Here is a 26105-nt window from a genome sequence, read left to right as displayed (position 1 = left end):
GCAAAACGTCACGATTTAAGCAGTATAGTACACAAACTCGGACTCCAGACATTGGCGAAGCTGCTCAGCACAGGCCAGGACCTGCCCAGGATACAATCCGAGAATCATCAACCCTTGGGGACAACGTCCCACATGTGCGCTGACCTTATCACAAAGCCGGCGAGCAGCATTGGGGCGCTGCATCAGGATCTTGAGCTTTGCATTGGCCAGTTGAATCAGGGCTTGCACCATCTCACGTTCCGGCGATCCATCGGGAGCCTGCATCCAGACCGCCTCCAACACCTCATGGCATTCCCAATAGAAACCTGCATCGAAATAAATCAACCCGGCGCGAAAAGCTTCGGTCTCATGCAAACTTTCTGGCGTCAGTTCAGCATGCACTGACTGTTTGACCCCATCAAACAATCCTTCGGGATGTCGCATATTCTGACCGGGGACATAGGCATGAGGTGGCATCGGAACGACGCCACGATGACTATCCCAAAGCAACATCTTGATGCTCAAGCCGGTACAGTCGTGCGCAGAATTCGCCGATTTCACTCAGCGTTTGCGCAGGTTGTTCCAGATGCGGAGCATGGCCACATCCCTCCAGAATCAGCCTGTCCAGCGGCGCATAAATCCGTTCGTCAATCTCGGCTATTTGCGCCAATGTACCATAGGGATCATCACGCCCCTGAATTGCCAGAACCGGAATGCGCAGATGATCAATCGCATCCGCAACATTCCAACGGGCAAAGGCGGGATCTGTCCAGGCATCATGCCAGCCGCGAAAGGCAACCTCGACATTCGCATGATACTTCGAAAGTTTCTTGCGCAAATCGCCCGTCGCATAGGCCTCACCCGCTGCCTTGATCGCCTGTAGCCCCACCGTTTCGGTAAAGAAATGCGGTGCAATAAGGATCAGACCGCGCACCCGCATATCAGAGATAGACCCGCCATAGATCGTGGCAATCGTGGCACCGTCCGAATGGCCAAGCAGCACAGCCTGTTCAATGCCCGCAACATCCATCACCCTGCCCAGGGTCATCTCGGCCTCGCGGGTCATATAGTCCAGCGGCCGTGGCAGTTCGACTGGATCGGATCGCCCGTAACCGGCGCGCGAATAGGCAAAAACTCCATACCCCGTTGCCTCTGCCAAGGCTTGCGGCACCTCTTTCCACTGTGCGACCGACCCCAGCCCTTCATGCAATAGAACAAGGGTTGGTGCCGCATCAGGCGTCGCACCCCAGCAGGCATATTCAAGCGCAACACCATCAACATTCATGCGCCGCGACGGCGTTTCGGTCCACTCAATGCCCATCAGCAATCCTCTCTCAGTTTGAAACGTTGGATCTTGCCCGTCGCTGTCTTTGGCAATTCCTCAACCGCTTCGATCCAGCGGGGATACTTCCACAGCCCGATCTTGGCCTTCACATGTGCCTTTAATGCGTCAAACAATGCCCGATCCGCCTCACCGGATTGCACGACGATAAAGGCTTTGGGTTTTTCCAGACCATCCGCATCCCGATGCGCGACAACGGCCGCTTCCAACACTCGCGGATGATCAACCAGCGCACCTTCGACCTCAAAAGGTGATAACCAGATACCAGACACTTTGAACATATCATCCGTGCGCCCGCAGTAGATCAAACGCCCGTCATCACGCCGCTCATATTTGTCCCCTGTACGGGTCCAGACCCCTTCAAAGGTCATGCGGCTTTTGTTGCGTTGGTTCCAGTAACATTGCGCCGCAGAAGCACCTTTGACCAACAGTTCACCAATCTCGCCTTTGCCGACCTCCTGTCCATGCTCATCCACGAGGCGCAATTCATAGCCGGGCACCGCACGCCCCGATGTGCCATAAACAATATCGCCGACAGTGTTGCTTAGGAAAATATGCAGCATTTCGGTAGATCCCACACCGTCGAGGATGCCCACACCGGTATGTTTTTCCCAACGCTTGCCCACATCTTCGGGCAAGGCCTCGCCTGCCGAAATGCAGATTCGTAGTGCCGCCGACGGGGGTCCGGTTTCATCCATCTGCGCCACCATCGCGGCATAGAGCGTCGGCACACCACAAAAGATCGTTGGCTGATGCGCCTCGATTGTTTCTATCATTGCCTTGGGGGTGGGACGGCTGGTGAACAAAACACTTGTCGCGCCAACCGACTGCGGAAAGGTCATTTCATTGCCCAGACCATAAGCAAAAAAGAACTTGGCCGCTGACAGGACCACATCCTGCTCGACGATCCCCAGAACATCCTTGCCATAGGTATCCGCCGTTGCCTGCAAGGCGGAATGGATATGCGCCACGCCCTTAGGCTGTCCGGTGGAACCCGAAGAGTAAAGCCAGAAGGCAACCTCATCAGCGCTCACCGCGATCGTCCCGACCTCAACGGCACCGTCGATAAAGGCATCAAAGCCGGTCATCCCCTCAGGCGCGTCACCAATGACTACGACTTTACGGATATAGGGGTTCTCGGCCACGGCAGGCGCGACAACATCCCACAGCGGCGCTGAGACAAACAAGATCGCAGCGCGACAATCGCGCAGAATGACGTCATATACCGGCGTCGCGAGAAGTGTATTCAGCGGAACAGGGATTACCCCCGTTTTCAACGCCCCCCAGAATATTTGCGGGAACTCGATCTGATCCAGGACAAGAACCGCGGCGCGCTCTTCGGGTTTGATCCCTACCCGTTGCAAGGCTCCGGCAACCTGCCCCGCCCTGGTCGCCATCTGCGCATAGCTGAGAGTGCGCCCGGTCTCGGCCTCGACATAGGCCGTCTTACCACCCCGGCCTTCGGTCAGATGACGGTCAACAAAATAGCGCGCTGCATTGGCATCGACAGATAACATCCGCTCCCCCCTTGTTTGGCATCATTGTGCCATTTCAACTCAATTAGGCAACTGGCACGGCAATGGAATGCATTTTAATGCAGGATTCAAAGTCGATCTCTCAGGCCCAGATCCTTGGGATCAGTCGGGCAGCAGAAACAAAGTAATGGCCGGGAATGCCACGAGGATGATCACCCGCACGACGTCAGAACCAACAAAATACAACACTGCCTTGTAGGTTTCGGTCATCGGCGTTTCACGATCCATCGAATTGATGATGAAAAGATTCATGCCGACGGGCGGCGTGATCAGCCCGACCTCGACCACGATCAGCACCAGAATGCCGAACCAGATCGCCAGATGCTCCGTGCTCATTCCGAAATCCATCGCCGTAATCACCGGAAAGAATATCGGCACGGTCAGCAGAATCATCGAGAGGCTGTCCATCAGGCAACCAAAGATCAGATAGAACCCAAGGATCATGCAGAGGACAAAAATCGGTGAGAAACCTTGCTCGACAACCCATCCCGCCATGAACTGAGGCACGCCGGATAGGGCAAGGAACCCATTATAGAAACCCGCACCCAATACGATGAAAAAGATCATCGCCGTGGTACGGGCAGTGCCCATAAGACTATTGCCCAATAGCTTCCAGTTCAGGCTCCCTGACAAGATGGCGGCCAACCCGGTGGCCGCGGCCCCAATTGCAGAGCCCTCAGTCGGCGTGAACCAGCCAGCATAAATTCCGCCAACCACGAGGATAAAGATCAGAATAACGGGCCAGCAATCGGCCAGGGCACGAAAGCGTTCGCCCATTGGCACCGCTTCGCGCGTGCCTGCGGCATCGGGATGCAAACGCACATATACGGAGATGGTCAGCATATAACCGATCGCAGCCAGAATTCCGGGGACGAAGGCCGCGAGAAACAGCTTTGCAATGTTTTGCTCCGTAAGAATGGCGTAAATTACCAGGATTACAGAGGGCGGAATCAGAATACCCAGTGTTCCGCCGGCCGCTAAGGTCGCTGTCGAGAATCCACCAGAATAGCCGTATCGTTTCAACTCTGGCAGGGCGACCTTGGACATTGTTGCAGCGGTTGCCAAAGATGATCCGCAGATTGCGCCAAATCCGGCGCAGGCACCGACCGAGGCCATGGCGACGCCGCCACGCCGATGTCCAAGAAAATTTTCTGCGGCTTTGAACAGCGCTTGCGACATCCCGGACATTGTCGCGAATTGCCCCATCAACAGAAACATCGGAATGATGCTGAGCGAATAGCTGGAGAATGTCGTATAAGTTTCGGATTTCATCTTGGCGAGAAGTGGCGTGGGATTGCCACCCATCGCCATGAACCAACCGCCAAACCCGCATAGCAACATTGCCAGACCAATGGGCGCACGCAGGAACACCATGATCAACAGAATGGGAAATGACCAAAAACCAAGTTCCAGATTGCTCATTTCAATGTTCTCCGTGCTCAGACGGCAGGATATCCCTATCGCCTAACGCTTCGTTCAGGCGAATGACGGCGCAATAGATCGCAACGATGCAGGCCACAACACCGGCGGCAAAGCTGGCCGCATAGGCGCGCCAGACTGGGAATTGCAGGAATAATGTAGTTTCGCCATTGCCATAATAGCGCAACATGCCTTCATACAAACGCCAGATCACCAGTATGATCGTCGCGGCCAGCACGATTTCCCAGAATGCGGCGATCCAACGGTTCACACGATCCGGCAGGAACGAGGTAAAAACATCGACTGTCGCATGCGCTCCGTAGAACTGGCAAAGCGGCAAGAATGAAAAGATGGCAAATGCCACTCCCGCCTCAAGTAATTCGTAGCTGCCATTGATCTCACCGACACCCAAATCAAGCAATAGTTGCGAAAGCCCGGTGAAGTTTTCGCTAAAAAATTCGTTGTGCAGGAATTTATTCAGCGATCGTCCGATGATTGACAGGGTTGTCAGCACGATAAGGATAATCAGGACCGCCCCCCCGGCCAAAGCGGTGAGACGTGCTAGTGTCTGTACTGCGCGATGCATGAAATGCTCTCTTGGGTCAGAAAAACCTGTGGCAACGCGCGTTGCCACAGGTCTGTTTCTAGAAAGGTCGCTTACTGTTCGTAAGCGTCCATCAAGGCTTTGGCTTCGTCAATCAGCGCCTGACCATCTATGCCTTTGCTTTCCATATCAGCGATCCATTCAGCATAGATCGGCTGCGCAACATCAATCCACGCCTGCAGGTCATCGCCACTGACGGTCACGATGTTGTTGCCGTTATCCACTGCCGCCTGACGCGCCGGCCCATCAGAATCCGCCTGCGTACCGCCCGCAAAGATCGAGAATTCCAAACCGGAATTGTCGTCAATTACCTTTTGCAGATCTGAGGGCAGTCCCTCGTAGCGATCCTTGTTCATCGCCAATACGAACGTCAGAACATAAAGCGCGTTGCCTTCGAATTCGGTGTGGTTGCTGACAAGCTCGGGCACCTTCAACGCTGAAGTAACTTCCCACGGAATCGTTGTGCCGTCGATAACACCTTTGGACAGCCCTTCGGGAATCGCGGGAACAGGCATGCCAACCGGCGTCGCCCCCATTTTCTCGAGCAACTGGTTGACCAAGCGCGACCCACCGCGAATTTTCAGGCCCTGCATGTCTTCGGGTGTATTCACCTCTTTGTTCGCATGCAGCATACCGGGGCCGTGCACCCATGTACCAAGGATGTGCACATCCTTGAATTCCGTATCCTTCATATGCTTTTCAAACATCTGCCAATAGGCCGAGGATGCCGCGCGCGCGTTCGTCATGATAAACGGCAGTTCAAAGACTTCTGTCGACGGATAGCGACCCGGCGTATAGCCAACAACGGTCCAGACAATATCTGCAACGCCATCAATCGCTTGATCCATCAATTCTGGTGGCTTACCCCCCAGTTGCATGGATGGATACCGCTCGATCTTGATCCGGCCTTCGGAATCCGCTTCGATTTTGTCGGCCCAGACATCCAGAACCAGTTTTGGCACATTTGCCTGGGGTGGCAAGAACTGGTGTAACCGCAAGGTGACCTCTTGCGCCATTGCACTGGTGGCCATCAGGGCCGCAACGGCTGCCCCTGCCATACCCATCATTGTTCTGCGTAATATCATCATTTTCTCCCTAAGTTGGCTCTTTTGGCCGCCCTTGTCACAGGCGATCCTTGTTTCAGGTGACCCGGCCTTCGCCGCTTGTCTGGCCGATAGGCTAAGCCAAGCCATTGCCCTTGTCACGGCTGAATTGGCCCAAAAAAAGACACAGGCCTTGAAATCAAAATGATAATACTTTCAACCTGATAGCGCGGTCTTTCCACATTTCCTGCAATTTCGACGGCACAGCAGATGATCCTGTTTCATGCATTATCTTGCATGTATCAGGACATCAGAGCAGTCAAAGAAAGAAAAATGGTGGCGTTACCTGGATTTGAACCAGGGACCTAACGATTATGAGTCGTTCGCTCTAACCAACTGAGCTATAACGCCATCGCCGCGTCGAGTATGCCAGCACCGGGGAACAGTCAAGCCAAAAACCCAGGAATGCGCAATGGCTTTGCTCCATAACGCCCCGACCCCTGCAATCTATTGCCTCTTGGGCGCCCCAATCTGGCCTGAAATCTGGGGTTAAACCACAACAAAGCCACGCGTGCATTCAATATAAGGACACTTCATGCCGACAGATTTTTCTCCTGACTTCACAGGCGTGGCCTCCGCTGATCGCAGTATCGACCAGCGTTTTCAATTTATCCGACAAGCACTTGCACCGGCAGAGCAATTGATGATCGCCCTGACGCTTTGCGTCGGTCTTTTGGCATTCACTCTTGCACAAATCTCGGGTCAGGCAGTCGCGTGGGACAAGTTTCTGATCAGTTTTGTTCCAAGTGTGGGCCTTATCCTGCTTGGCTGTTTTGTCAGGAATAAGCGAAACATGCCCCGCGCCGCCATGACCGCGATCAGCGCTGGGATCTACATCGGTTTCTCGGGCGTAATCGCCATCCTGATCTACCTGCGATTCCCTTTTGACGTGCCAATGATCGATGACCGCTTGATGGCCATTGATGCGGCCCTCTTTGGATATAGCTGGCAAGGGTTCACAACGGCAATGGCCACCTATCCGACACTTGGCAAGGTCATCGGTGCAATCTACGGCACTTCGCTGGCACAATTGTTTTTGGTGATCTTTATTCTTGGTTTCCTGGGCCGTCTTGTCGACCTGCACCGCCTCCTGATCACCGGGACCTTATCGCTGCTGATGGCGGTGGGATTCTGGTGGACCTGGCCCAGCCTGGGGCCGTCGGCCTACACCAGCCTGCCTGTTGAGGTCGAAACCGCGCTGGGGCTGGTCCATGGTCATGCAGAGGGTAGTTTCTTGATGCAGATGGCAACTTCGGGAGTGCCGCTGATATCGCCCGAAATCATCATGGGCACCATTGCCTTCCCTTCCTATCACACAGTGATGCTGTGTTTGGCAGTGGGGTTTGTCTGGCGCACCTGGGCATTCTGGCCCATGGTCCTGCTCAACATCGGCATGCTGCCATCGATCCTGTCACACGGGGGGCATCACCTCAGCGACATGCTGGGCGGTATCGTGGTGTTTTTCATCGCTTTCTTGATCGCCGTCAAACTCGTGCCGCGCGATGGCTAATGCGCCGGTGCACTGACCACATCCAGCAGGCTGCGCCCGCCATCCACCACCAGAACCTCACCGGTCATGAAACCCGAACTTTCGGCGGCAAGGAACTGAACAGTCTCGCATAACTCATTCGGGGCGGCGATGCGCCCCAACGGGGTGTGATTGCGAATATCTTCGCGCCATTCTCGATTATCTGCCACCGCGATTCTGAGTGATCCGCTCATCACCGACCCAAAGGAAATCGCATTCACGCGAATCCGGTGCGGTGCCAGCGTCAACGCCATGGAGCGTGTCATCTGTTGAACGGCCGCAGCCGCAATGGAATACCCCATCAGTTCAGGCCGCGTGCTTGTGGCCGCAATCGAACTGAAGTTAATAATAGAGCCGACCTGCCCCTCTTCCTGAGTGGCTGCCTGCTTGATCATCCGTTTGGCAACAAATTGCGTCAAATGCAGTGCCGTCATCAAGTTCTGATCCAACAGAGATTGGACCGACGTATCTTCAGCATCGAGGGCATCCGTCGGCAACAACTGACGGGAGGCATTCACCAGAATATCCACCTGATCAAAAGCGTCGATTGTCGCTGATACCAGGTTGGCAATGGTCAGACGCTGACGCAAATCACCCGCAAAGGTGCGGAGGTTTCCCTCTTCCAAGGCCGCGCCGAATTCTTCGGACAATTTGTTCTCGTGCACATCGGCGCACATGACGTTTGCCCCCTTGTCGGCCAGATGCCGAGCGACGGCCAGACCGATCCCATTGGCCGCCCCGGTCACAATCGCTGTTTTGCCCTTAACGGAAAAAGACATCTCTGCCCCCTTTATCCCCTGTGCAGTGCCCGCACCGGGCGCGTCGCGTGAAAAAGCTTGAACCGCGCATCGCCGCCAATCTCGGACACCTGAGCAAAGCGCTTTGTAAGCTCCGCTTCATAAGGCAAGTGACGGTTCGAGACCATCCAAAGATCACCACTGGCCGACAAAATCCGTGCCGCGGCTGCTACAAAGGCCTGTCCAATCTGGGGTTCGGCAGCACGGCCCTGATGAAACGGAGGGTTCATGACAACCACGTCAATCTTGTCAGGTGGCTGCCATTCAGTGGCATCAGCCCAATGAAACACGGCACGCTCATCGGTTACATTCCGCATGGCACATTCAATCGCCATATGCCCTGCCTCGACCAAATGCACCTGCTTTACAGCCGGTCTCGCCAGAACATGCGCAGCAAGAAACCCCCAGCCGGCACCCAGATCGACAACCGTCCCTCCCAGCTTTCCCGGCAGGGCATCCACCAGCAACGCCGAGGCCAGATCAACCGCATCCGCAGAAAACACGCCTGGTGCTGTCCAGAAACCACCATCAGTCTTCGAGGGCCCCTCGGCCCAATCGGCAAAGAATGCGGCCGCAGGATCCGTGATCCAGAACATCTTCCCATGGGCCTTTGATACAGGGCCCTGTACGGTCACGCGCGCGCGCATCTGCTTGAGAAAGGAATCCGCGCCATCGGTTTTTTGCCCGTCAATCACCACTATACCTTCTGTGGTATCACAGGCCTGCGCGATCAGGTTTCGCGCCTCTGCCTTGGCACGGGGCAAGCATACAATAGCAGCAGCATAGGGCCCCTGCGGAGAATGCAATACCGTATAGCCGCGCTCGGCCCAGGCATCATGAAACGGTTTGAAATCATGTATGATGTCGCAACGATCCGGGGACAGCCCTGTCAAATCGGCGTCAACATGTGGACGAAAGACCGCCATACGTCCCGCGTCGGGCAGATCCAGCCCCCCGCCGCTCAGCGCAACTTGCAAACGTGCGTCAATCACGCGCTATTCTTCTTTTTCCATGGTGCATTGCAACGGATGCTGATGTCGGCGCGCAAAATCCATCACCTGTGCCACCTTGGTCTCTGCTATCTCGTGGCTGAACACACCCACAACTGCCAGCCCCTTCTTATGGACAACCAGCATGATCTCAAACGCCTGTGCATGGTTCAGTCCAAAAAACCTCTCCAGAACATGCACGACAAATTCCATCGGTGTGAAATCATCATTCAGCAGCAACACCTTATACATCGGTGGTCGCTTTGTCTTGGGTTTGGTTTTGACCAACAGACCGGTATCGTTGTCTTCATCCGAACGGTCGGCCATCATGATTGGATCAAGGCGCATTGCTGCTCCGGCGGGTTAGAGTGAACGATTGTGAGTCGCGACAGCCGTTATATAACCTTACCACCGTTTTTTGAAAGAGGTCTGAAGCAAATGAGCGTCACACTAACCGCCATAGGGCTGGATGCGGACGACACGCTTTGGCAGAACGAGAAATTCTTTGCCCTCACCCAGGATCATTTTGCAGATATGTTGCGCGATCATACGGACAAGGAACCCCTGATGGCGCGTTTGCTTGCGGCAGAGCGCCGCAACCTGCCGCATTATGGATTTGGGATCAAAGGCTTCACCCTCTCGATGATCGAAACAGCCGTCGAAGTGACAGATGGCAAGGTTCCGGCCGCTGTGATCAGCCAGATCCTCGACGCAGGGCGCGATATGCTGTCCCATCCAATCCAGCTTTTGCCCGACGTTGAAAGGGTGCTCACCATTCTCGCAGATGCTTACAAATTGATCCTGATCACCAAAGGCGACCTGTTGGATCAGGAACGCAAATTGGCTCAATCCGGCCTGCGAAGTCACTTTGACGCGGTGGAAATTGTCTCGGACAAGACACCCTCCGTTTATGCAAAAATCTTTGCGCGCCATGGCACGGGTCCAGATCAGGGGCTGATGGCAGGCAATTCCATAGCCTCGGATGTAGTACCGATGTTGGCTGCCGGAGGCTGGGGCGTGCATATTCCTCACGGGCTGACTTGGATCTATGAACAGACTGAAACGCCAAAAAACGAGCCAAGGTTTGGAAAAATCGACCGATTGGGCGCGCTCCCGGGGTTTATTGAAAACCTCACCCGCCAGCCCCTGGAATAGCCGAGATAATACCCTCCAAACCGCCAAAAGGAATTTGGGCAAAGCCGCCCAGATCCTGCCACATTCCTGACACAATACCCCCCATGGTATTCCAACTTCTCGCTGCCCCCAAATGTTGACAATTCACTGCAGATTTTTTCGCAATTCGTCTTAATTCGAAGGGTTTAACGGAATTCAGACCTGTGCTAGGCTTGGTTCATAAAAATATGGCCAGTCGAAAAATCGGCGGTCTTGAGGCAGAACAAGGCAGTTCAACATGAAAGCGCGACGCGTTTCGTCGGCCCGTTACGGGTTGTTTTTTGTCACGGCGATCTGGCTGTTGGTCATTGTACCACTCAGCGCATTGGCAGCCCCCTATGCTGCTTATGTCATGGATGCCCGAACGGGCAAGGTGATCCACGCGCAGAACGAAAACACCCGACTGCACCCTGCCTCCCTCACCAAGATGATGACGCTGTATGTCGCTTTTGAAGCCATCAAACACGGTGAAATCTCACTTGATTCCAAGGTCACAATCTCCAAGAAAGCGGCCTCTGAACCGCCCAGCAAACTGGGCCTGCGTGCAGGTCAGCGCATTGCCCTGCGCTATCTGATACGCGCCGCTGCCGTAAAATCGGCCAATGACGCCGCCACCGCGATCGGCGAGGCAATCTCCGGCTCCGAAGCCAGCTTTGCCCGCCGGATGAACCGCACGGCCAAGGCTCTGGGCATGACCCGCACCACCTTTAAAAACATGCATGGTCTGACCGAGGCTGGCCACCTGTCGACAGCCCGCGACATGTCAATCATGGGCCGCCACCTGCTCTATGACTTTCCACAATACTACAATCTGTTTTCCCGCATCACCGCAGATGCCGGTGTCCGTCAAGTCAGCCATACCAACCGTCGCTTCCTATCGTCTTATAAAGGCGCTGATGGGATCAAGACAGGTTATACCCGCGCTGCTGGATTTAATCTGACAGCCTCGGCGGAACGCGGCAACGAACGCATCATCGTGACGGTTTTCGGTGGTAAATCCACCGCATCACGCAATGCTGAAGTCGCCAGATTGATGGATATGGGTTTCCGACGTGCCCCATCCCGTGCACCCCTGCGCAAACCTGTGCCTCCCGTCTATGCAGATGTGGAAACCGCACCGCAAAATCCCAGCACCAACCCCGGATCGGTGGCAGGTGGCGCGGGCAAGACAATCCGGCTGGTCGGTGCTGTGAAAACTTCCAAACGGCCCCATCTACGGCCAGTGACCGAAACGCCGGAACCGGTGTTGGTCGCCACGGTTCAGGACAAGCCGGTAACAAACGCCGATGTCACCGCCGCCCTGAGAGAAGCCGTTGCTTCAGCCGCGCTGGCACCGCCAACGCCTTCAACCCCCGAAATCACGCTTGCCGCGGCCAGCGCTTCGATCCGCCCGTCGCTGCGCCCCAAACCCACAACAACGGTGGCAAAGCGTACCAAGCGTGTGGTGGAACAGGAAATCGTCACCCGTGTCTCAACTTCGGGGGGGCGTCACTGGGGTGTGAATGTGGGGCGTTACCCCAGCCGTTTCGCCGCAGAAAAGGTATTGCTGAAAACAGCACTGGCAGAGATGTCGACCCTCGACGGCTCCTTGCGCAAAGTGGTGCGCCGCCCACAAGGATTTGACGCCAACTTCTTGGGCATGACCCGCGAAACCGCTGATCTTGCATGCCGGCGCCTGGCCGCGCGTAATGTCAGTTGCTTTATGATTGGGCCTGGTTGATCCGCGCCTTCGCATCTTCGCGGGCCTCGCGGCGCAACCATGCTGCAAATGCCTTGACCCAGGCCCGCTGAACCCCCGGCCGCGTGACAATATGGTACCCTGCACCCGCTTTGTCTTCGACATGCAACTCACGCAGACGCCCCGCAGCAATATCACGGGCCACAAAATCACGCACAGTGACGACCACCCCCTGCCCGTCACGTGCGCCATCCAGCATCAGGTTTCCCGGCACTTGTACCATGCCGAGTTCCGCGCGCGGTACGCCAAACCGACGGTGCCAGTTTGTCGCTTCCGACGTGCCGAGTTCTTCCAGCCAGGGAAAACGCGCCAGATCATTAAGGTTGGTGATTTGCGCATCCCCCACCAGTGACGGGGCCGCCACCACCACCATCGGGGATTGCAACAACATTTCTGTTTCCACACCCGCCCAGGGGCCAACCCCGTATCGGATCGCAATATCAATGCCGTCCGCGGCCATGTCGACAACCTTGGCCGACGGATCAATCGTGATGTCGACCACAGGATGAAGCGCCCGGAACTTTGAAAGCCGCGGCATCAGCCATGAGGCCGCAAAGGTTGGCGTCACGGAAACATGAACTGGACGCAATTCTTGGCGGCCGGTGATTTCGTCAACCACATCAATCATTCCGGCAAATCCGTTAAGCAATGCTTCGGCCAACCGCTCCCCGGCAAGCGTCAGGGCAAGGTTACGCCCCGTCCGATCCAGGAGGGCCACATCAAGGTAGCTTTCAAGCGCGCGCAACTGCTGGCTGATCGCCGCATGACTGACGCCCAAGGCCTCCCCTGCAGCGACAACATTGCGCGTGTCGGCAAAGGCTGCAAAAGCCCTGAGAGCCGAAAGAGGGGGAAGGTTGCGCCAATCCATAAGTAACTCCTGCTTACATAACCCGATTTTCAATGACTCGCAAATACGCCTGTTTTCTTTATGGATCTTAACATGGTCTCATTCAAGGAAGGGAAAACCATGTTAGATCTTCTCGCTGCTTCATTTATGACCGCGACACGGACCGAATGTATCCAGATGCGCGAGGTTCCCCCAAGCAAACCAAAGAAGTTTCGCCGCTGGCTTCTCGGACCCAAAACCACATGCATCGACCCAAAGAAATTGTGAAAAAAATGCCACCTGTAACAACACCGGATCTGAGTGACATTCAGAACGACCAATTCACCCTGGGCCTGTGGCCCGTTGCTGGAATCGGGCGCGTGGTCGGTACCACGCGTGCCGTTCCGGCTCATGCCGCATTCCCGGAAGCATCGGAGGTATCATATGCGCGGTTTGGCTGACACGCTGCCACGGCTGCGTCCCCCCTTCATTGAGCGCGACACCGGCATCACCTTGCTCAAATGGGTGGCGTCCCTGGTACAGATCATGGGATACACTGCCACGGCCTTTGGCATGACACCACTTAACATCTATCTGTTTCTGATCGGCCTTGTCGGCTGGTTCACTGTCGGTGTTCTGTGGAAAGACAAAGCAATCATGCTAATCCACATCGTTGCATTGTTTGCCATGATCGCGGGGATGATGAACGCCTAATCGGACAGGATCAGGGCACTGTAAAGATGCCATGTTGCATGCCCGAGGACCGGCATCACCACAAACAGCCCCAGAAACACCGGAACCATAGCAGCCAGCGTCAGGACGGCGATCGTTGCGCCCCATACCACAAAGTGAAACGGTGCCGCCTTTACCGAAGCAATCGAGCGCAATAAAGCCGTGATGAAGTCCAGGTCGCGGTCCAATAGCATCGGCATTCCCATCACGCTGATGGCAAAGACAAACAGCGCAAAGAACCCACCCACCATGGTTCCGAAAGCCAACATGCTCACCCCCTCGACGGTCATGAATACACCAAATGAGGTCGAAATATTCGTCATTGGGGACAACCCCAGAAACAAGGCAAAGATCATATGGCCAAGGAAGAACCAGAATAGGAACGTCACAATGATAATCGCCGCCAACCATGGCAGTTGCCCGCCCAGATGTTGGTGCACCACAGAAATAACCTCGGACAGTCGCAATGGCTCTGCGGCTTGCCTCCGCCGACTTACCTCATAGAACCCCAAGGCGCACAAGGTGCCAACCAAGGGGAAGCCCATGACCGCAAGGATAAGCCAGAAGGTTGTGCCCGTCACATAGGTAATCGCCGCCATTACAAGTCCGGCAAGCACGAAAAAGCTGGCGAAAAACAGATCAACCAGCGGCGCGGCAATGAAATCGCGCCAGCCTGCGGCCAGACTGTTCCTGAAATCGGAAAATGTAGGACTGCGCAGGTCTGGTGCGCCGTGGGGTCTGGCATTCATGAATTCAGTGTTGCCCAAACTGGCGCTGGCTAAAATGATCTGGATCAATTTCTAGCGCTCTTGAAATGGTGTGGCAATCTGCGCGGGCCATCAGGACGCCGCCTGTAACAGGCTACGCGTATATTCGGACTTGGGACGCTCATACAGGTCTTCGGCATCCCCGTATTCGACCACGTCACCGCGCTTCATCACCATGACCTTGTGCGACATCGCCCGCACAACCTTGAGATCGTGACTGATGAACAGATAGGCCAACCCGTATTTCGTCTGTAGTTCGCGCAGCAGCTTTACGATCTGGACCTGCACCGTCATATCAAGCGCGCTTGTCGGTTCGTCCAAAACCAGCAGCTTGGGCCGCAGAACCATGGCACGGGCGATGGCAATACGCTGGCGTTGCCCCCCCGAAAACTCGTGCGGATACCGGTCCATCGTTTCCGGATCGAGCCCGGTTTCAAGCATCACTTCGCGCACGAGGGCACGCTGGTCCTTTCCCCGGCTGATCCCATGAATGCCAAGCCCTTCGGAAATGATCTGAAAACAGGTCATGCGCGGCGACAGCGATCCGAAAGGGTCCTGGAAAACGATCTGCATTTCGCTGCGCAAACGGCGCAATTCTCGCGTGGACCACTTGCGCACATCCTGGTCCATAAATCTGATTCCCCCTTCGGAGGAAATCAGGCGCATAATGGCAAGCGCCATCGTGGTTTTGCCCGAACCAGATTCACCCACAATGCCCAGAGTCTCACCGGCGCGCACAGAAATGCTCGCGTCATTCACGGCCTTCACATGACCGACAGTACGCCGCAACAACCCCTTGGTGATCGGAAACCAGACTTTCAGATGTTCGGTGCTGACGATTTCTTGCGCTCCGACAGCGACAGGTTCAGGCTGCCCCGTTGGCTCAGCGCTCAGCAGTTTGATCGTGTAGGGATGTTGGGGATTTTCAAAAATATCCGCCGTTGTCCCCTGCTCGACAATTTCGCCCTGTTGCATCACGCAGACACGATCCGCGATGCGGCGCACAATACCCAGATCATGGGTAATAAACAAAAGCCCCATGCCCATCCGGTCCTTGAGGTCTTTCAGCAGGTCCAGAATCTGCGCCTGAATGGTCACGTCCAGCGCTGTTGTCGGCTCGTCCGCGATCAGCACGTCAGGTTTGTTCGCCAGTGCCATGGCAATCATCACCCGTTGACGTTGCCCACCCGAAAGTTGATGAGGATAGGCACCCAAACGGCTTTCGGCATCATTGATGCCGACCTGGTCCAACAGGGCCAGAATACGCTCGCGGGCAGCAGCACCGGCAAGGCCCTGGTGCAGGGCAAGGCTCTCGCCCAATTGTTTTTCGATGGTGTGCAGCGGATTCAGTGAGGTCATCGGCTCCTGAAAAATGAAACTGATGTCATTGCCCCGCACCTTGCGCAGCAGCGCATCATCCGCGCCGATCATCTGTTGCCCGTCATAGGTGACAGAGCCCGACACTTCGGCACTGTCGCCCAGCAAGGACACGGTTGAAAGTGCCGATACCGATTTGCCTGAACCGGATTCACCCACCAGCGCCACGGTCTCGCCCCGCTCTACGTGAAAGCTGACACCTTTGACCGCCTCGGACAGCTTGCCATCCTGACGGAAACCGACACAAAGGTTTTTGACTTCAAGCAGTGCCATCAGGAAAACGTCTTTCGCGGATCGAAGGCATCGCGAATGCCCTCAAAGATGAACACCAGAAGCGACAGCATGATCGCAAAGGTAAAGAAGGCGGTAAAGGCAAGCCAGGGTGCTTGCAGGTTCTGTTTCGCCTGCAAGGTCAGCTCTCCCAGGGAGGGTGCCGAGGATGGCAAACCAAAGCCGAGGAAATCAAGGATCGCCAATGTGCTGATTGTGCCGGTGATGATGAACGGCAGCATCGTCAGCATCGCCACCATGGCATTGGGCAGCATATGACGGAACATGATTGTGACGTTGCTGACACCCAGCGCCCGGGCGGCACGGACATATTCAAGGTTGCGCGCGCGCAGGAATTCAGCCCGCACCACACCCACAAGGGATGTCCAACTGAACAGCACCAACAGGAACACAAGCAGCCAGAAACTGCGCCCTAAAATCGCAAACATGATGATGATGACATAAAGCGACGGGGTGGAAGACCAGATTTCGATCACCCGCTGAAAGATCAGATCAACCCAGCCGCCAAAGAACCCCTGCACCGCCCCCGCAATCACCCCAATCAGCGAGGCAAGGCCGGTGACAATCAGGGTAAACATGATCGACAGGCGGAAGCCGTGGATGACCCGCGCCATAACATCGCGTTTGGTGCCATCGGTACCCAGCCAGTTCTGTCCATTTGGCGGCAGCGGGGCGGCACCGGGGCGGTCAACGGCAGTGTTGAAGGAATAGGGGATGATCGGCCAGATCGCCCAGCCTTTGCTGATCTCCTCACCCTCGATCACACCGTCCTGCGCGTCCTCGATATAGGCATCTGGATCATCGAAACACAGATCCAGACCACCGGTCGCGATCAGGCATTTCACCTCTGGATCGCGGTACACCGCTTCGGTCTGGAAATCGCCGCCAAAGGCGGTCTCGGGGTAGAAGTTGAAAATCGGGGTATAATATTCGCCGCGATAGTTCACGAGGATCGGCTTGTCGTTGGCCACAAATTCCGCAAACAGGGAAATACCGAACAGGATGGCGAAAATCCACAGGCTCCAATAGGCGCGGCGGTTGCGCTTGAAATTGCGCCAGCGGCGCTGGTTCAGCGGTGACAAGGCCATCAACCTTCCCTCCGCTCGAAATCAATCCGTGGATCAACCAGCACATACATCAGGTCAGACAGGATACCAACAACCAGCCCGATCAGGCCAAAGATGAACAGGGTGCCGAATACAATTGGGTAATCGCGCGCCACCGCCGCCTCAAACCCCAGCCGGCCCAATCCATCAAGGCTGAAAATCGTTTCGATGATCAGCGACCCGCCAAAGAACACGCCGATGAACACCGCCGGGAATCCGGCAATCACGATCAACATGGCGTTACGGAATACATGGCCGTAAAGCACCGCACGTTCTGACAATCCCTTGGCGCGGGCGGTCATAACGTAATGTTTCTTGATCTCGTCCAGAAAACTGTTCTTCGTCAGCAAGGTCAGCGTGGCAAAGGCACTGATGGTTGAAGCCAACACAGGCAGGGTGATGTGCCAGAAATAATCCCCGATCTTGCCCAACAGGCTGAGCTGGTCAAAATTATCCGAGGTCAGGCCGCGCAGCGGGAAAATCTGCCAATATGACCCGCCTGCGAACATCACCAGCAACAGGATTGCAAAGAGGAAACCGGGGATCGCATAGGCGGCAATGATCGCACCCGAGGTCCATGTGTCAAATCGCGAGCCATCGCGCACCGCCTTGCGGATGCCCAGCGGGATCGACACCAGATAGGCAATCAAGGTCGACCATAGCCCCAGTGTGATCGACACCGGCAGTTTTTCCTTGATCAGATCAATCACCGAAATAGAGCGGAAGTAGCTCTCTCCGAAATCAAAACGGACGTAGTTCCACATCATGTTGAAAAACCGCTCAACCGGCGGTTTGTCGAACCCGAATTCTTTCTCAAGCTCTTCGATAAATTCCGGCGGTAGGCCGCGTGCGCCGATGTAGTTGTCATTCGTTTCAAGGTCTGTATTGCCCGCATCATTACCGGTACCGGCAAAGCCGCCAAATACATCACCCCCGCCCTGAATCCGCGCAATCGCCTGTTCAACCGGACCACCGGGCACGAATTGCACCAGTGCAAAGTTGATCAACATGATCCCAACCAGCGTCGGAATGATCAGCAATAACCGTCGTAGGATGTAGGTGCCCATGGGAAAAACTTATCTCAACGCACCGGCGGCCCGCAGCGCAGCCCCCTTGTCGGCATTGTACCACCAGAAATCCATATACCCTAAGGCATAGGGCGGGATCGGTTCGGGATGTTCGTATTGGTCATAATATGCGGTCCAATGCACGTCATTGTACCAAACAGGAATCATGAAGAATTCATACCGCAGAGCACGGTCAAGCGCGATCAGCGTGGTATCGGTTTCCTCTTTGGTGGTGACGCGCTGCGAGGCTTCTATGATTTCATCAACCAAAGGACTGGCCAGCCCGGCAGGGTTGAATAACGAATAGGACGCCGCTTCTGATCCATAAACCTGCTGCAATCCCCCCCCAGTGCTGAGGAATGGGATATAGGAGTCGAAAACCAAATCGTAATCACGATCCCTTTCGCGCAGCGTATATTGGGAGGCATCGACCCGTTCAAGAACGGCTTCGATTCCCATGCTGGTGAGGTTCGACAAGAAGTTCTCAACCACCGCATTCAGTGTCGCTGACCCGGCGGAGTTTAACAGGAAAGTCAGGCGCAGCGGTTCATCCGCCGCATTGCGGCGCTTGCCGTCAGTTCCCACGGCCCAACCCGCATCATCCAGCAATTTCATCGCCGCACGGGCATTGCGACGGTCCAGCAGACGCTTTGCGTCCGATGTATGCGGCATGCGCGCCTCTTCAGTCAACATTTCTGGCGGAACCAGATCGCCAAGCGATTCCAAGAATGCGCGTTCTGCACCTTGGGGTTTGCCCGTTGCCATCAACGGCGTGTCCTGATTGAAAGAGGCCCGTTGTTTGAACAATCCAAATTGCAGCGATTCGTTGGTCCACTCAAAGTTAAAACCCAGCGCCACAGCCTCGCGTACGCGACGGTCCTTGAGAACCTCCCGTCCAAGGTTAAAGACAATGCCAGACGGGGTCGGTGGTGCGCCATCAGGTATCGCTTCCTTGATGATGTACCCGTTCTGCACTTTAGGAAATGCGTAGGCCGTCGCCCACTGCCTGGAATTGCCCTCGTTGCGAAAGGTATATTCACCCGCCTTGAACGCCTCAAAGGCAGAGTTTTCATCGCCGAAATATTCGATCCGGATTTCATCGAAATTGTTGCGGCCTACGTTGAATGGCAAATCCTTGCCCCAATACTCCGGATTGCGCTTATAAATGATGCGCCGGTTCACGTCGATTTCATCAATCATGTAGGCACCTGACCCAGGTGAAATTTCCAGACGGCTTTCGTCCAGCCGTGCGCCGGTTTCTTCGTACCATTTCTTGGACCAGACGGACATGCCGCCAACCACTTCGATCAGACTGCGTCGCGACACTTCGGGGTTGAAGGTGTATTTGATAGTGTGATCGTCGATCACCTCGATGTTTGCGATACGTTTGCTGACCGCATCGGCGTATGATTGCAAACCTTGATCCAGAATCAATTGCTGGCTAAAGGCAACATCATGGGCTGTAACCGGTGTGCCATCCGAAAACCGTGCCTCAGGGCGCATGTAGAAGATCACCCAGTTCTTGCCTTCGTCATACTCAAGGCTTTCGCAGAGCAGACAATAATATTCGGCATAAACATCAGCAGGGGCCTGATCGTTCACCCCTTCTCCCAGCAGGCTTTCGTACATGACCGTCGACAGGGCTCCACCGCGCCCCTTGCGGGTGTAGGGGTTCATCGAATCAAATGTGCCCAAAGTTGCTATCGAAATCTCGCCACCCTTGGGGGCATCGGGGTTCACATAGTCGAAATGTTTGTAATCGGGACCGTATTTCAAATCACCGAAAAACGAATATCCGTGGCTTTTGATGGTATTTTCGGCAAATACCGGGCCAACCAGAACCAACGTCGCACCAATGACCATCCCCGCGATGCGACGGACGCAGCCATTTAAAAAATGGGTTGGACGGGAAACACAGGTCAGGGCTTTGGTCATCAGGCACATCCTTTGGTTCGCAAAACACAATCAGGTTTCATGCAAGCTAACTGTGCCGCATACCAAGAGACAAGTTGCGAATATGTTATCTTGTGAAACACACATGAAAAAGCCGCCCAAAAAGGACGGCTTGTTCTTGTCAAAGACGTTTCGATCAGTTGATGCTTTGAAGATAGGCAATGACATTTGCCCGGTCCGCTGGCTTTTTCAGACCTGCAAAACCCATCGTTGTCCCTGGCGCATAGCCTTTGGGGCTGCCCAGAAACCCGAACAACGCCTCCGCGGTCCAGTTTCCCTCAAGACTGTTCAAGGCACCGGAATATCCGAAACCGCCAACCGATGCGACATCACGCCCGACCACGCCATTCAGATGCGGACCGACACCATCGGTACCATCCACCTTGTGACAGGCGCTGCATTTACGAAAGACGCTTGACCCCTTGTCAGCGTCGGCGTCGGCCATCAAGGCCTCGATGTCGATTTCTTCTGCCGGCGCGGCTTCTGCGGCACCTGCCACTTCGATCACATATGACTGTTCGCCATGCGCATCCGCGTGATAAATCCCTTCTGCGCCCCACTTGCCAAGCAATAGGATCAGCCAGGCACCCAAGAAGCCGCTGGCAAGTTTCGTGATTGTCATTGTGTCGAACATAAATCTGGCCCGTATCTGTCAGTTGAGACGTTTCAGCCGCGTATCTATTGCTTTCCCTTATCGCAGGCAAGGTGTACTTACCGCGACCAATCGCCCCGACGAGCATCAAAGTACCAAGGATTGCCCCGATGTCCAAATCCAAAACACCGCGTATCGCATTTCAAGGTGCCTTGGGGGCCTACAGCCACGAGGCCTGCCTGCAGGCAGGCCCAGAGTTGATTCCCGTGCCCTGCACAACCTTCGAAGGTGTTATCCGCGCCGTGCGCGAAGGCCGTGCGGATTTAGCAATGTTGCCGGTGGAAAACACCACCTATGGCCGTGTGGCGGATATTCACCGCCTCCTGCCGGAAAGCGGGCTGCATATCATCGGCGAGGCCTTTGTGCGCGTGCGCATTGCCTTGATGGCACGACCCGGCGTTGCCTTGAACGATGTCAAACATGTCCGCGCCCATATGGTTCTGCTGCCCCAGGCGCGCAGCTATCTTGATGCGCAGGGCATCACCTATGAGGCCGCCGCCGACAGCGCCGGGGCGGCAGAGGATCTCGCCCAAACCGCAGGTTCTACCGAAGGGGTACTGGCAAGCGAAGTCGCCGCTGACATTCATGGCCTAAACGTTCTGGCACGCGGCATCGAGGACCAGGACCACAACACAACCCGATTCCTTTTGATGGCACCCGACATTGACCTGACGCGTCGTGGCGAACAAATGCTGACCACCTTCGTCTTCGAAGTCCGCAACATTCCCGCCGCTCTTTACAAAGCAATGGGGGGCTTTGCGACCAACGGCGTGAACATGACCAAACTGGAAAGCTATATGGTCGGCGGATCCTTTACCGCAACGCAGTTCTACGCGGATATTGAAGGCCACCCCGATGATCCGGGCGTCAAACGTGCGCTGGAGGAACTGGGCTATTTCACCAACATGTTGGATATTCTTGGCGTTTATCCTGCCCACCCTCGGCGCAGCAAAACATAAACCCGGCCTGCCCCGGGGCAGCCGCCACCCGGACGACACGTTCATCCCGCGCCAGGGTTTTAATCGCGAAAGCGCACCGCATCCTCATCAATCACGGACCATCGCGCCTTGCGTACGTGGGGTTCGGTACCTATCTGCGCGATCGTCTTTTCGATCTTGGCCTGGTCCGCCTCTGCCCCGTCCACCTGCCCGATGATTTCAACGGTCTCGCGGCTTACATGGCTTTCGATCTGGCGCAGGGTCAAACCCCGTTTGACCAATTGCGCGACCAGAATCCCGCGAATGGCTTTTTCATCCTCCAACAGGCAAACCAGCGTCAGCTCAAACACCTGATCCGTATCAGTATTTTCTGCCGCTGCATTCTTGAGCCGTCGCACAATCGGTCGCAAACCCAAATTCGAAAAGACAATCAGCGAAGTCAGCGCAATCGCATAAAAAACATGCCCCGTTCCACTGATCAAACCAACCGCAGCGGAGCACCAAAGGGTGGCGGCCGTATTGATCCCCTGAATATTGAAGCCGTCCCGAAAAATAATCCCCGCCCCCAGAAAACCGATGCCAGACACAACCTGTGCCGCGACCCGCGTCGGGTTGATGTCTTCGGGGAAAAGGGCAGCAAATGTGACGAAACCAGCCGCACCCAACGACACCAGCGCATTGGTGCGCAAGCCTGCCATGCGGCCGCGAAACTGCCGCTCCGACCCGATGATCGCGCCCATAACCAGTGCAATGGCCATATTCCCCGTTGCTGCCAGCAACATCAGGTTGATGTCGGAAAAAATGTAGATCATCGGCATTGCCCTTTCGATCTGGGCTGCAACTTTATCGGTCTGACCTTGTCAAACCTATCAGAATCAACCGGCGAAACAGGCGCAACAACAACCAATTGGACGATATTTACGACACGCACACCAGAATAGACAGATCACATCGCAATTGATCTGCGCCAGCCTCGAGATGTTTTTTCGCGCCCAGCCCGCACCGCCGGGGTCAGGCTTGTCGTTTGTACCGATCTTCAAGGTTTTTTGCGTATTCGGCCACCCGCAACTTGAATTTCTTGGTCAGAGACTTTTTCGCCAGCTTCAAGGATTGCACCAACAGACGCGCAGACAAGTTAAGCGGCTTGATCTCTATCTCGACCTTGACCCGTGTGCTGCTGCGCGACAAGGCGATCAATTCGAAACTGGTGGTCGCCAAGGTGCCGGGGGAAGTGCTTTCAAGAACGATTTCCTGCGGACGTTCAAAGGAAACCATCTCGACTTCCATTTGCCGTTGCCGGCCCCGCAAGTGAAACGCGGCCTGCCACGTCATGCCGACCCCTGGTACCGATAACTGGTCGGTCCGCTGGACCTCGGCACCCCGCCGCATCGCAGAGCGTTCAAAAGCCTCAAAGTCACAGAGCAGATCGAATACTGCGTCAATCGGTGCTTCAATATCTTCGTTAGTAGAAAATTTCATCTGCCTGCCCTGCCGATACTGTTCAATTGCTGCCTCAGCACGAGGCCTTGAATCTATTGTTCTCTAATTCTTGCGTCAATCCAGCCTATCCGCAAGCCAATTTTCTAGTAAAAAGTGTGCAATCGCCCCTTTGCGTGCAGGCAGAATGACAGGATGGTTGCCGGCAAAGACTTCCATCATCTCTTCACGGCTCACCCACATGGCCGCCTCGATCTCGACGGGGTCAACGGTGATGTCCTCACTGGTGGCAACCCCCTGACAGCCAATCATCAAAGAGGCCGGAAACGGCCAGGGCTGACTGGAAAGGTAGTTCACCGCGCCGACCTGCACGCCGGCTTCCTCGAAAACCTCACGGCGCACCGCCGCCTCAAGCGTTTCTCCCGGCTCGACAAATCCGGCCAGCAAGGAAAACATCCCTCGTGGCCAGCCCGGTGAACGGCCCATCAAGACCGAATTTCCACGGGTAATCAGCATGATCACCACAGGATCCGTGCGCGGAAAATGGCAAGCGTCACAAGCAGGGCACCGACGTTGCCATCCGGCTTGACTGATATGCGATTTTACGCCGCATCGGGCACAAAACCCGTGACTTTCATGCCAGCTGATGATCGCTTTGCCAGTTGCGGCCAGTTCTGCGTCACGCGGGGTCAGCCATGTCATGACCCGACGCAATTCCGCAAATACCATATCATCACCCAAGGCCGGATGGCGCTGTTCGCTGGGATCAAGAAACGCGCCAAGCGCAGCGTCGTCCAAGGCTTCCGGTGTCCAGTCTGAAATATCAAAAGCAAACCGCGCAGCCCCATCTTCGCGCCCCAACAAAATCGGTTCTTCCACAGCCTCGGCAAGGACCGGATGGTCCATCGGCAGTCGTACCAGTGATGCAGGGCGTCGTGGATCGATCAGGGGTTTGCCACGCCAGAAGAGAATGGCCCGGCTATCCGCAGCCTGTCGTGCAAATTTCACCACCGCTGGATTGTCGCGAATCTCCCCCGCACGGTCGAGCCTGGACCCGCCAAAAGTTACCTGTTCCGCATGACGCATGTAGTTGTCCCTTGACCCGTCCAGTTTTGCCCTTTGTGTGGCATCTGGTCGCTGGGCACAATCGGGCGTTTCAACCTTCCTTTAGAAAATTCCAACGCTGGCTGGAACGCCCGATCGCGCCTGCCGCCTGTCGTGCCAATTCCAGGTTTCAAAAATCCGCACCCCGGCCGAACCCTGCCCATCCCCCCTTGTACTTGAGGTGCGGGCGTCATATATTTCTGATCGAGAGGTTGGTGCGGGCAGGCGCCTCGCCAACTTGGTCAGAGCCGGAAGGCAGCAGCCACAACGAGTCCCGCTTGGGTCGTTATCAATCTCTCACCCAATCCTTTTCGCACAGCAAAAAGCGTTGTGGCGACAGTCGTTCATTTGGGAACCACGAGAGCATTCAGAAATTTCTAATGAATTTTTCTAATGTTCAAGCATCAAAGCTGACAGGCACATTCAAAGAATACTGCCGATAAGGCATGGCGCACCTTTAGCGCCAGGGCGTCCTGCCGCCCGAACACCGGCGCTGCACAAACCTTCCTATTCTCTCAGCCCGTGCCGCCGTCGCACCCGCAGGCAAAACCAAACTTATAGCTTTCCGCAATCCGCCAGAATCACGCTTGTTGCAGCGGGCACACCCCCCGAACCGCCACTGTAGCGTCATCATAGGCGGGCGTACTCCGTCACAGTTGACGCGCGGCAAAGGTATCACACTGCCCCACAGCGCCGGTTTCAAACCCCCGCGCAAACCACCGCGCCCGCTGTTCCGACGTACCATGGGTAAATGTATGCGGTTGCGGTACCCGCCCCGCCTGACGCTGCAAATGGTCATCACCGATTTTTCGGGCCGCGTTCAGCGCCTCTTGCAAGTCACCCTTTTCCATCAACCCCTGCACATTCGCCGCCCAGATGCCGGAAAGACAATCCGCCATCAATTCCAGTTTCACGGTCAACAGATTCGCTTCCCTCTCGCCAGACCGTTGCCGCGCCGCATTGACCTTGGGCAGAATACCCAACTGGTTCTGCACGTGATGTGCAACCTCATGGGCAATCACATAGGCGGCGGCAAAATCACCCCCCGCCCCCATCCGCTGGCTCAACATCGAAAAGAACTGCGTATCAAGATAGGCCTTGCTGTCCGCCGGACAGTAGAACGGACCTGTCGCCCCTGAGGCTCCGCCACAGGGGCTTTGCGTAATACCAGAAAAGATCACGAGTTTGGGCGGCACATAGGTACGGTCCAACTGCTGCGGAAAAACCTTGCCCCAGACATCTTCGGTCGTCGCCAGCACCTGCGCCGAGAATTGCGTCGCTCGCTTGTCCGTTTCGGACACTGACCCGCCCTGCTGCGCCTGTGGCGGTTGGCCTCCCTGCAACAAGGGGGTAACATCCATGCCCGTAAAATACCCGATCGCCAGAACGGCCAATACCCCCACAACACCAAGGCCTCCCGCCTTGCCACCGGCGCGCCGCCGCGGATTTCCCCTGCGTACCTCAACATTTTTGCTTCTTCTGATCCCTCTAAGCCGCATAGCGCGCTCCCGTCTGTTAACCCCGCTATTGTCAACGCTCAGGACGGTCCACACAATAGGGCATTCGTCCGTTACCGCAGCCCGTCAGCGGTTTACGCCCTCCGACTTGCCGCTTACCTTGGGCCAGCACCGCGAATCCCCGCATCAGG

Annotated in this window: 26 protein-coding genes, 1 tRNA gene and 1 other RNA gene; 7 read left to right on the top strand and 21 right to left on the bottom strand. The window is 55.7% G+C overall.

The features are described from left to right. Positions 1-15: 15 nt before the first annotated feature. The 7 genes from OS190_RS03360 to OS190_RS03330 form a co-directional block, all read right to left on the bottom strand. Positions 16-492, bottom strand: coding sequence for a DUF309 domain-containing protein (locus tag OS190_RS03360; RefSeq protein WP_267157240.1), 477 nt, complete (start codon positions 490-492; stop codon positions 16-18). After that, positions 476-1300: an alpha/beta fold hydrolase gene (locus OS190_RS03355; protein WP_267157239.1), complete on the bottom strand. Its 825-nt coding sequence runs from the start codon at positions 1298-1300 to the stop codon at positions 476-478. The genes OS190_RS03360 and OS190_RS03355 overlap by 17 nt, the downstream gene beginning before the upstream one ends. Further along, positions 1300-2838 (bottom strand): benzoate-CoA ligase family protein, encoded by a 1539-nt coding sequence (locus OS190_RS03350; RefSeq protein ID WP_267157238.1) that lies wholly within the window; start codon positions 2836-2838, stop codon positions 1300-1302. Before OS190_RS03350 ends, OS190_RS03355 begins: the two co-directional genes overlap by 1 nt. A 120-nt stretch (positions 2839-2958) precedes the next feature. Further along, the gene (locus OS190_RS03345) at positions 2959-4278 is read right to left on the bottom strand and encodes a TRAP transporter large permease (protein WP_267157237.1); all 1320 of its coding nucleotides are present in this window, start codon (positions 4276-4278) and stop codon (positions 2959-2961) included. 1 nt (position 4279) lies between these two features. Then, positions 4280-4861, bottom strand: coding sequence for a TRAP transporter small permease (locus tag OS190_RS03340; RefSeq protein ID WP_267157236.1), 582 nt, complete (start codon positions 4859-4861; stop codon positions 4280-4282). A gap of 71 nt (positions 4862-4932) precedes the next feature. After that, positions 4933-5964, bottom strand: coding sequence for a TRAP transporter substrate-binding protein (locus OS190_RS03335; protein WP_267157235.1), 1032 nt, complete (start codon positions 5962-5964; stop codon positions 4933-4935). Between the two features lie 292 nt (positions 5965-6256). Next, positions 6257-6333: transfer RNA gene (locus tag OS190_RS03330), tRNA-Met, on the bottom strand. A 184-nt stretch (positions 6334-6517) separates the two neighbouring features. Here OS190_RS03330 and OS190_RS03325 point away from each other — a divergent pair. After that, positions 6518-7492, top strand: a complete 975-nt coding sequence (locus OS190_RS03325) for a phosphatase PAP2 family protein (RefSeq protein ID WP_267157234.1) — start codon at positions 6518-6520, stop codon at positions 7490-7492. Here the strand turns inward: OS190_RS03325 and OS190_RS03320 are convergent. Genes OS190_RS03320 through clpS form a run of 3 tightly spaced genes read right to left on the bottom strand, consistent with a single transcriptional unit; the run spans position 7489 to position 9644 of the window. Further along, a complete protein-coding gene (locus tag OS190_RS03320; RefSeq protein ID WP_267157233.1) occupies positions 7489-8289 on the bottom strand; it encodes an SDR family NAD(P)-dependent oxidoreductase in 801 nt (266 codons plus the stop codon). The two genes, OS190_RS03325 and OS190_RS03320, sit on opposite strands and share 4 nt — an antisense overlap. An 11-nt stretch (positions 8290-8300) precedes the next feature. Then, on the bottom strand, positions 8301-9299 hold the full coding sequence (locus tag OS190_RS03315; RefSeq protein WP_267157232.1) for a class I SAM-dependent methyltransferase: 999 nt from the start codon (positions 9297-9299) through the stop codon (positions 8301-8303). Positions 9300-9302: 3 nt separating this feature from the next. Next, positions 9303-9644, bottom strand: coding sequence for an ATP-dependent Clp protease adapter ClpS (gene clpS, locus OS190_RS03310; RefSeq protein ID WP_267157231.1), 342 nt, complete (start codon positions 9642-9644; stop codon positions 9303-9305). Positions 9645-9734: 90 nt separating this feature from the next. Between clpS and OS190_RS03305 the strand changes: the two genes are divergently transcribed. Beyond that, on the top strand, positions 9735-10451 hold the full coding sequence (locus tag OS190_RS03305; RefSeq protein WP_267157230.1) for an HAD family hydrolase: 717 nt from the start codon (positions 9735-9737) through the stop codon (positions 10449-10451). A gap of 256 nt (positions 10452-10707) precedes the next feature. Next, positions 10708-12189: a D-alanyl-D-alanine carboxypeptidase family protein gene (locus OS190_RS03300; protein WP_267157229.1), complete on the top strand. Its 1482-nt coding sequence runs from the start codon at positions 10708-10710 to the stop codon at positions 12187-12189. Here the strand turns inward: OS190_RS03300 and OS190_RS03295 are convergent. Continuing rightward, entirely contained in the window at positions 12170-13075 is a 906-nt protein-coding gene (locus tag OS190_RS03295) for a LysR family transcriptional regulator (protein WP_267157228.1), read from the bottom strand. The two genes, OS190_RS03300 and OS190_RS03295, sit on opposite strands and share 20 nt — an antisense overlap. Positions 13076-13326: 251 nt before the next feature. Here OS190_RS03295 and OS190_RS03290 point away from each other — a divergent pair, with 251 nt between their 5' ends. Beyond that, positions 13327-13494 (top strand): hypothetical protein, encoded by a 168-nt coding sequence (locus OS190_RS03290; protein WP_267157227.1) that lies wholly within the window; start codon positions 13327-13329, stop codon positions 13492-13494. Further along, positions 13478-13747 carry a DUF6552 family protein gene (locus OS190_RS03285; protein ID WP_267157226.1) on the top strand — a complete coding sequence of 90 codons (270 nt, stop codon included), beginning with the start codon at positions 13478-13480 and terminating at the stop codon, positions 13745-13747. Before OS190_RS03290 ends, OS190_RS03285 begins: the two co-directional genes overlap by 17 nt. On the opposite strand, the gene OS190_RS03280 is transcribed toward OS190_RS03285, so the two are convergent. From OS190_RS03280 to OS190_RS20630, 6 genes are all read right to left on the bottom strand, one after another. After that, on the bottom strand, positions 13744-14562 hold the full coding sequence (locus tag OS190_RS03280; protein WP_267157225.1) for a DUF2189 domain-containing protein: 819 nt from the start codon (positions 14560-14562) through the stop codon (positions 13744-13746). The genes OS190_RS03285 and OS190_RS03280 overlap by 4 nt on opposite strands. Positions 14563-14604: 42 nt before the next feature. Further along, on the bottom strand, positions 14605-16182 hold the full coding sequence (locus tag OS190_RS03275; protein WP_267157224.1) for an ABC transporter ATP-binding protein: 1578 nt from the start codon (positions 16180-16182) through the stop codon (positions 14605-14607). Beyond that, a complete protein-coding gene (locus OS190_RS03270; protein WP_267157223.1) occupies positions 16182-17288 on the bottom strand; it encodes an ABC transporter permease in 1107 nt (368 codons plus the stop codon). The genes OS190_RS03275 and OS190_RS03270 overlap by 1 nt, the downstream gene beginning before the upstream one ends. Next, positions 17288-18373, bottom strand: a complete 1086-nt coding sequence (locus OS190_RS03265) for a microcin C ABC transporter permease YejB (RefSeq protein ID WP_267157222.1) — start codon at positions 18371-18373, stop codon at positions 17288-17290. Before OS190_RS03265 ends, OS190_RS03270 begins: the two co-directional genes overlap by 1 nt. A gap of 9 nt (positions 18374-18382) precedes the next feature. Beyond that, entirely contained in the window at positions 18383-20236 is a 1854-nt protein-coding gene (locus OS190_RS03260) for an extracellular solute-binding protein (RefSeq protein WP_267157341.1), read from the bottom strand. 226 nt (positions 20237-20462) lie between these two features. Beyond that, a complete protein-coding gene (locus OS190_RS20630) occupies positions 20463-20960 on the bottom strand; it encodes a c-type cytochrome (protein ID WP_267157221.1) in 498 nt (165 codons plus the stop codon). Positions 20961-21088: 128 nt separating this feature from the next. Here OS190_RS20630 and OS190_RS03250 point away from each other — a divergent pair, with 128 nt between their 5' ends. After that, positions 21089-21937, top strand: coding sequence for a prephenate dehydratase (locus OS190_RS03250; RefSeq protein ID WP_267157220.1), 849 nt, complete (start codon positions 21089-21091; stop codon positions 21935-21937). A 59-nt stretch (positions 21938-21996) separates the two neighbouring features. On the opposite strand, the gene OS190_RS03245 is transcribed toward OS190_RS03250, so the two are convergent. The 3 genes from OS190_RS03245 to nudC all read right to left on the bottom strand — a co-directional run bounded on the left by OS190_RS03245 (position 21997) and on the right by nudC (position 24439). Beyond that, positions 21997-22728: an MgtC/SapB family protein gene (locus OS190_RS03245; protein WP_267157219.1), complete on the bottom strand. Its 732-nt coding sequence runs from the start codon at positions 22726-22728 to the stop codon at positions 21997-21999. Between the two features lie 199 nt (positions 22729-22927). Continuing rightward, the gene (locus tag OS190_RS03240; RefSeq protein ID WP_267157218.1) at positions 22928-23395 is read right to left on the bottom strand and encodes an SRPBCC family protein; all 468 of its coding nucleotides are present in this window, start codon (positions 23393-23395) and stop codon (positions 22928-22930) included. 75 nt (positions 23396-23470) lie between these two features. Further along, positions 23471-24439, bottom strand: a complete 969-nt coding sequence (gene nudC, locus OS190_RS03235; RefSeq protein ID WP_267157217.1) for an NAD(+) diphosphatase — start codon at positions 24437-24439, stop codon at positions 23471-23473. 223 nt (positions 24440-24662) lie between these two features. On the opposite strand from nudC, the gene ffs reads away from it, so the two are divergent. After that, positions 24663-24760, top strand: an RNA gene (gene ffs, locus OS190_RS03230) — signal recognition particle sRNA small type. Between the two features lie 347 nt (positions 24761-25107). Here ffs and ypfJ read toward each other — a convergent pair. Further along, a complete protein-coding gene (gene ypfJ, locus OS190_RS03225) occupies positions 25108-25956 on the bottom strand; it encodes a KPN_02809 family neutral zinc metallopeptidase (RefSeq protein ID WP_267157216.1) in 849 nt (282 codons plus the stop codon). Between the last annotated feature and the right edge of the window lie 149 nt (positions 25957-26105).

It is taken from the genome of Sulfitobacter sp. F26204, from assembly GCF_026410305.1.
GTDB lineage: Bacteria > Pseudomonadota > Alphaproteobacteria > Rhodobacterales > Rhodobacteraceae > Sulfitobacter.
Note: the sequence above shows the minus strand (reverse complement) of the source record. Positions and strands in the feature narration are given on the sequence as shown.

What these genes read in the sequence shown, in the direction of transcription:
- OS190_RS03360 (WP_267157240.1), bottom strand. Translation starts at nt 492, where the DNA reads ATGTTGCTTTGGGATAGTCATCGTGGCGTCGTTCCGATGCCACCTCAT.
- OS190_RS03355 (WP_267157239.1), bottom strand. Translation starts at nt 1,300, where the DNA reads ATGGGCATTGAGTGGACCGAAACGCCGTCGCGGCGCATGAATGTTGAT.
- OS190_RS03350 (WP_267157238.1), bottom strand. Translation starts at nt 2,838, where the DNA reads ATGTTATCTGTCGATGCCAATGCAGCGCGCTATTTTGTTGACCGTCAT.
- OS190_RS03345 (WP_267157237.1), bottom strand. Translation starts at nt 4,278, where the DNA reads ATGAGCAATCTGGAACTTGGTTTTTGGTCATTTCCCATTCTGTTGATC.
- OS190_RS03340 (WP_267157236.1), bottom strand. Translation starts at nt 4,861, where the DNA reads ATGCATCGCGCAGTACAGACACTAGCACGTCTCACCGCTTTGGCCGGG.
- OS190_RS03335 (WP_267157235.1), bottom strand. Translation starts at nt 5,964, where the DNA reads ATGATATTACGCAGAACAATGATGGGTATGGCAGGGGCAGCCGTTGCG.
- OS190_RS03325 (WP_267157234.1), top strand. Translation starts at nt 6,518, where the DNA reads ATGCCGACAGATTTTTCTCCTGACTTCACAGGCGTGGCCTCCGCTGAT.
- OS190_RS03320 (WP_267157233.1), bottom strand. Translation starts at nt 8,289, where the DNA reads ATGTCTTTTTCCGTTAAGGGCAAAACAGCGATTGTGACCGGGGCGGCC.
- clpS (WP_267157231.1), bottom strand. Translation starts at nt 9,644, where the DNA reads ATGCGCCTTGATCCAATCATGATGGCCGACCGTTCGGATGAAGACAAC.
- OS190_RS03305 (WP_267157230.1), top strand. Translation starts at nt 9,735, where the DNA reads ATGAGCGTCACACTAACCGCCATAGGGCTGGATGCGGACGACACGCTT.
- OS190_RS03300 (WP_267157229.1), top strand. Translation starts at nt 10,708, where the DNA reads ATGAAAGCGCGACGCGTTTCGTCGGCCCGTTACGGGTTGTTTTTTGTC.
- OS190_RS03295 (WP_267157228.1), bottom strand. Translation starts at nt 13,075, where the DNA reads ATGGATTGGCGCAACCTTCCCCCTCTTTCGGCTCTCAGGGCTTTTGCA.
- OS190_RS03290 (WP_267157227.1), top strand. Translation starts at nt 13,327, where the DNA reads ATGCCACCTGTAACAACACCGGATCTGAGTGACATTCAGAACGACCAA.
- OS190_RS03285 (WP_267157226.1), top strand. Translation starts at nt 13,478, where the DNA reads ATGCGCGGTTTGGCTGACACGCTGCCACGGCTGCGTCCCCCCTTCATT.
- OS190_RS03275 (WP_267157224.1), bottom strand. Translation starts at nt 16,182, where the DNA reads ATGGCACTGCTTGAAGTCAAAAACCTTTGTGTCGGTTTCCGTCAGGAT.
- OS190_RS03270 (WP_267157223.1), bottom strand. Translation starts at nt 17,288, where the DNA reads ATGGCCTTGTCACCGCTGAACCAGCGCCGCTGGCGCAATTTCAAGCGC.
- OS190_RS03265 (WP_267157222.1), bottom strand. Translation starts at nt 18,373, where the DNA reads ATGGGCACCTACATCCTACGACGGTTATTGCTGATCATTCCGACGCTG.
- OS190_RS03260 (WP_267157341.1), bottom strand. Translation starts at nt 20,236, where the DNA reads ATGGTCATTGGTGCGACGTTGGTTCTGGTTGGCCCGGTATTTGCCGAA.
- OS190_RS20630 (WP_267157221.1), bottom strand. Translation starts at nt 20,960, where the DNA reads ATGTTCGACACAATGACAATCACGAAACTTGCCAGCGGCTTCTTGGGT.
- OS190_RS03250 (WP_267157220.1), top strand. Translation starts at nt 21,089, where the DNA reads ATGTCCAAATCCAAAACACCGCGTATCGCATTTCAAGGTGCCTTGGGG.
- OS190_RS03245 (WP_267157219.1), bottom strand. Translation starts at nt 22,728, where the DNA reads ATGATCTACATTTTTTCCGACATCAACCTGATGTTGCTGGCAGCAACG.
- OS190_RS03240 (WP_267157218.1), bottom strand. Translation starts at nt 23,395, where the DNA reads ATGAAATTTTCTACTAACGAAGATATTGAAGCACCGATTGACGCAGTA.
- nudC (WP_267157217.1), bottom strand. Translation starts at nt 24,439, where the DNA reads ATGCGTCATGCGGAACAGGTAACTTTTGGCGGGTCCAGGCTCGACCGT.
- ypfJ (WP_267157216.1), bottom strand. Translation starts at nt 25,956, where the DNA reads ATGCGGCTTAGAGGGATCAGAAGAAGCAAAAATGTTGAGGTACGCAGG.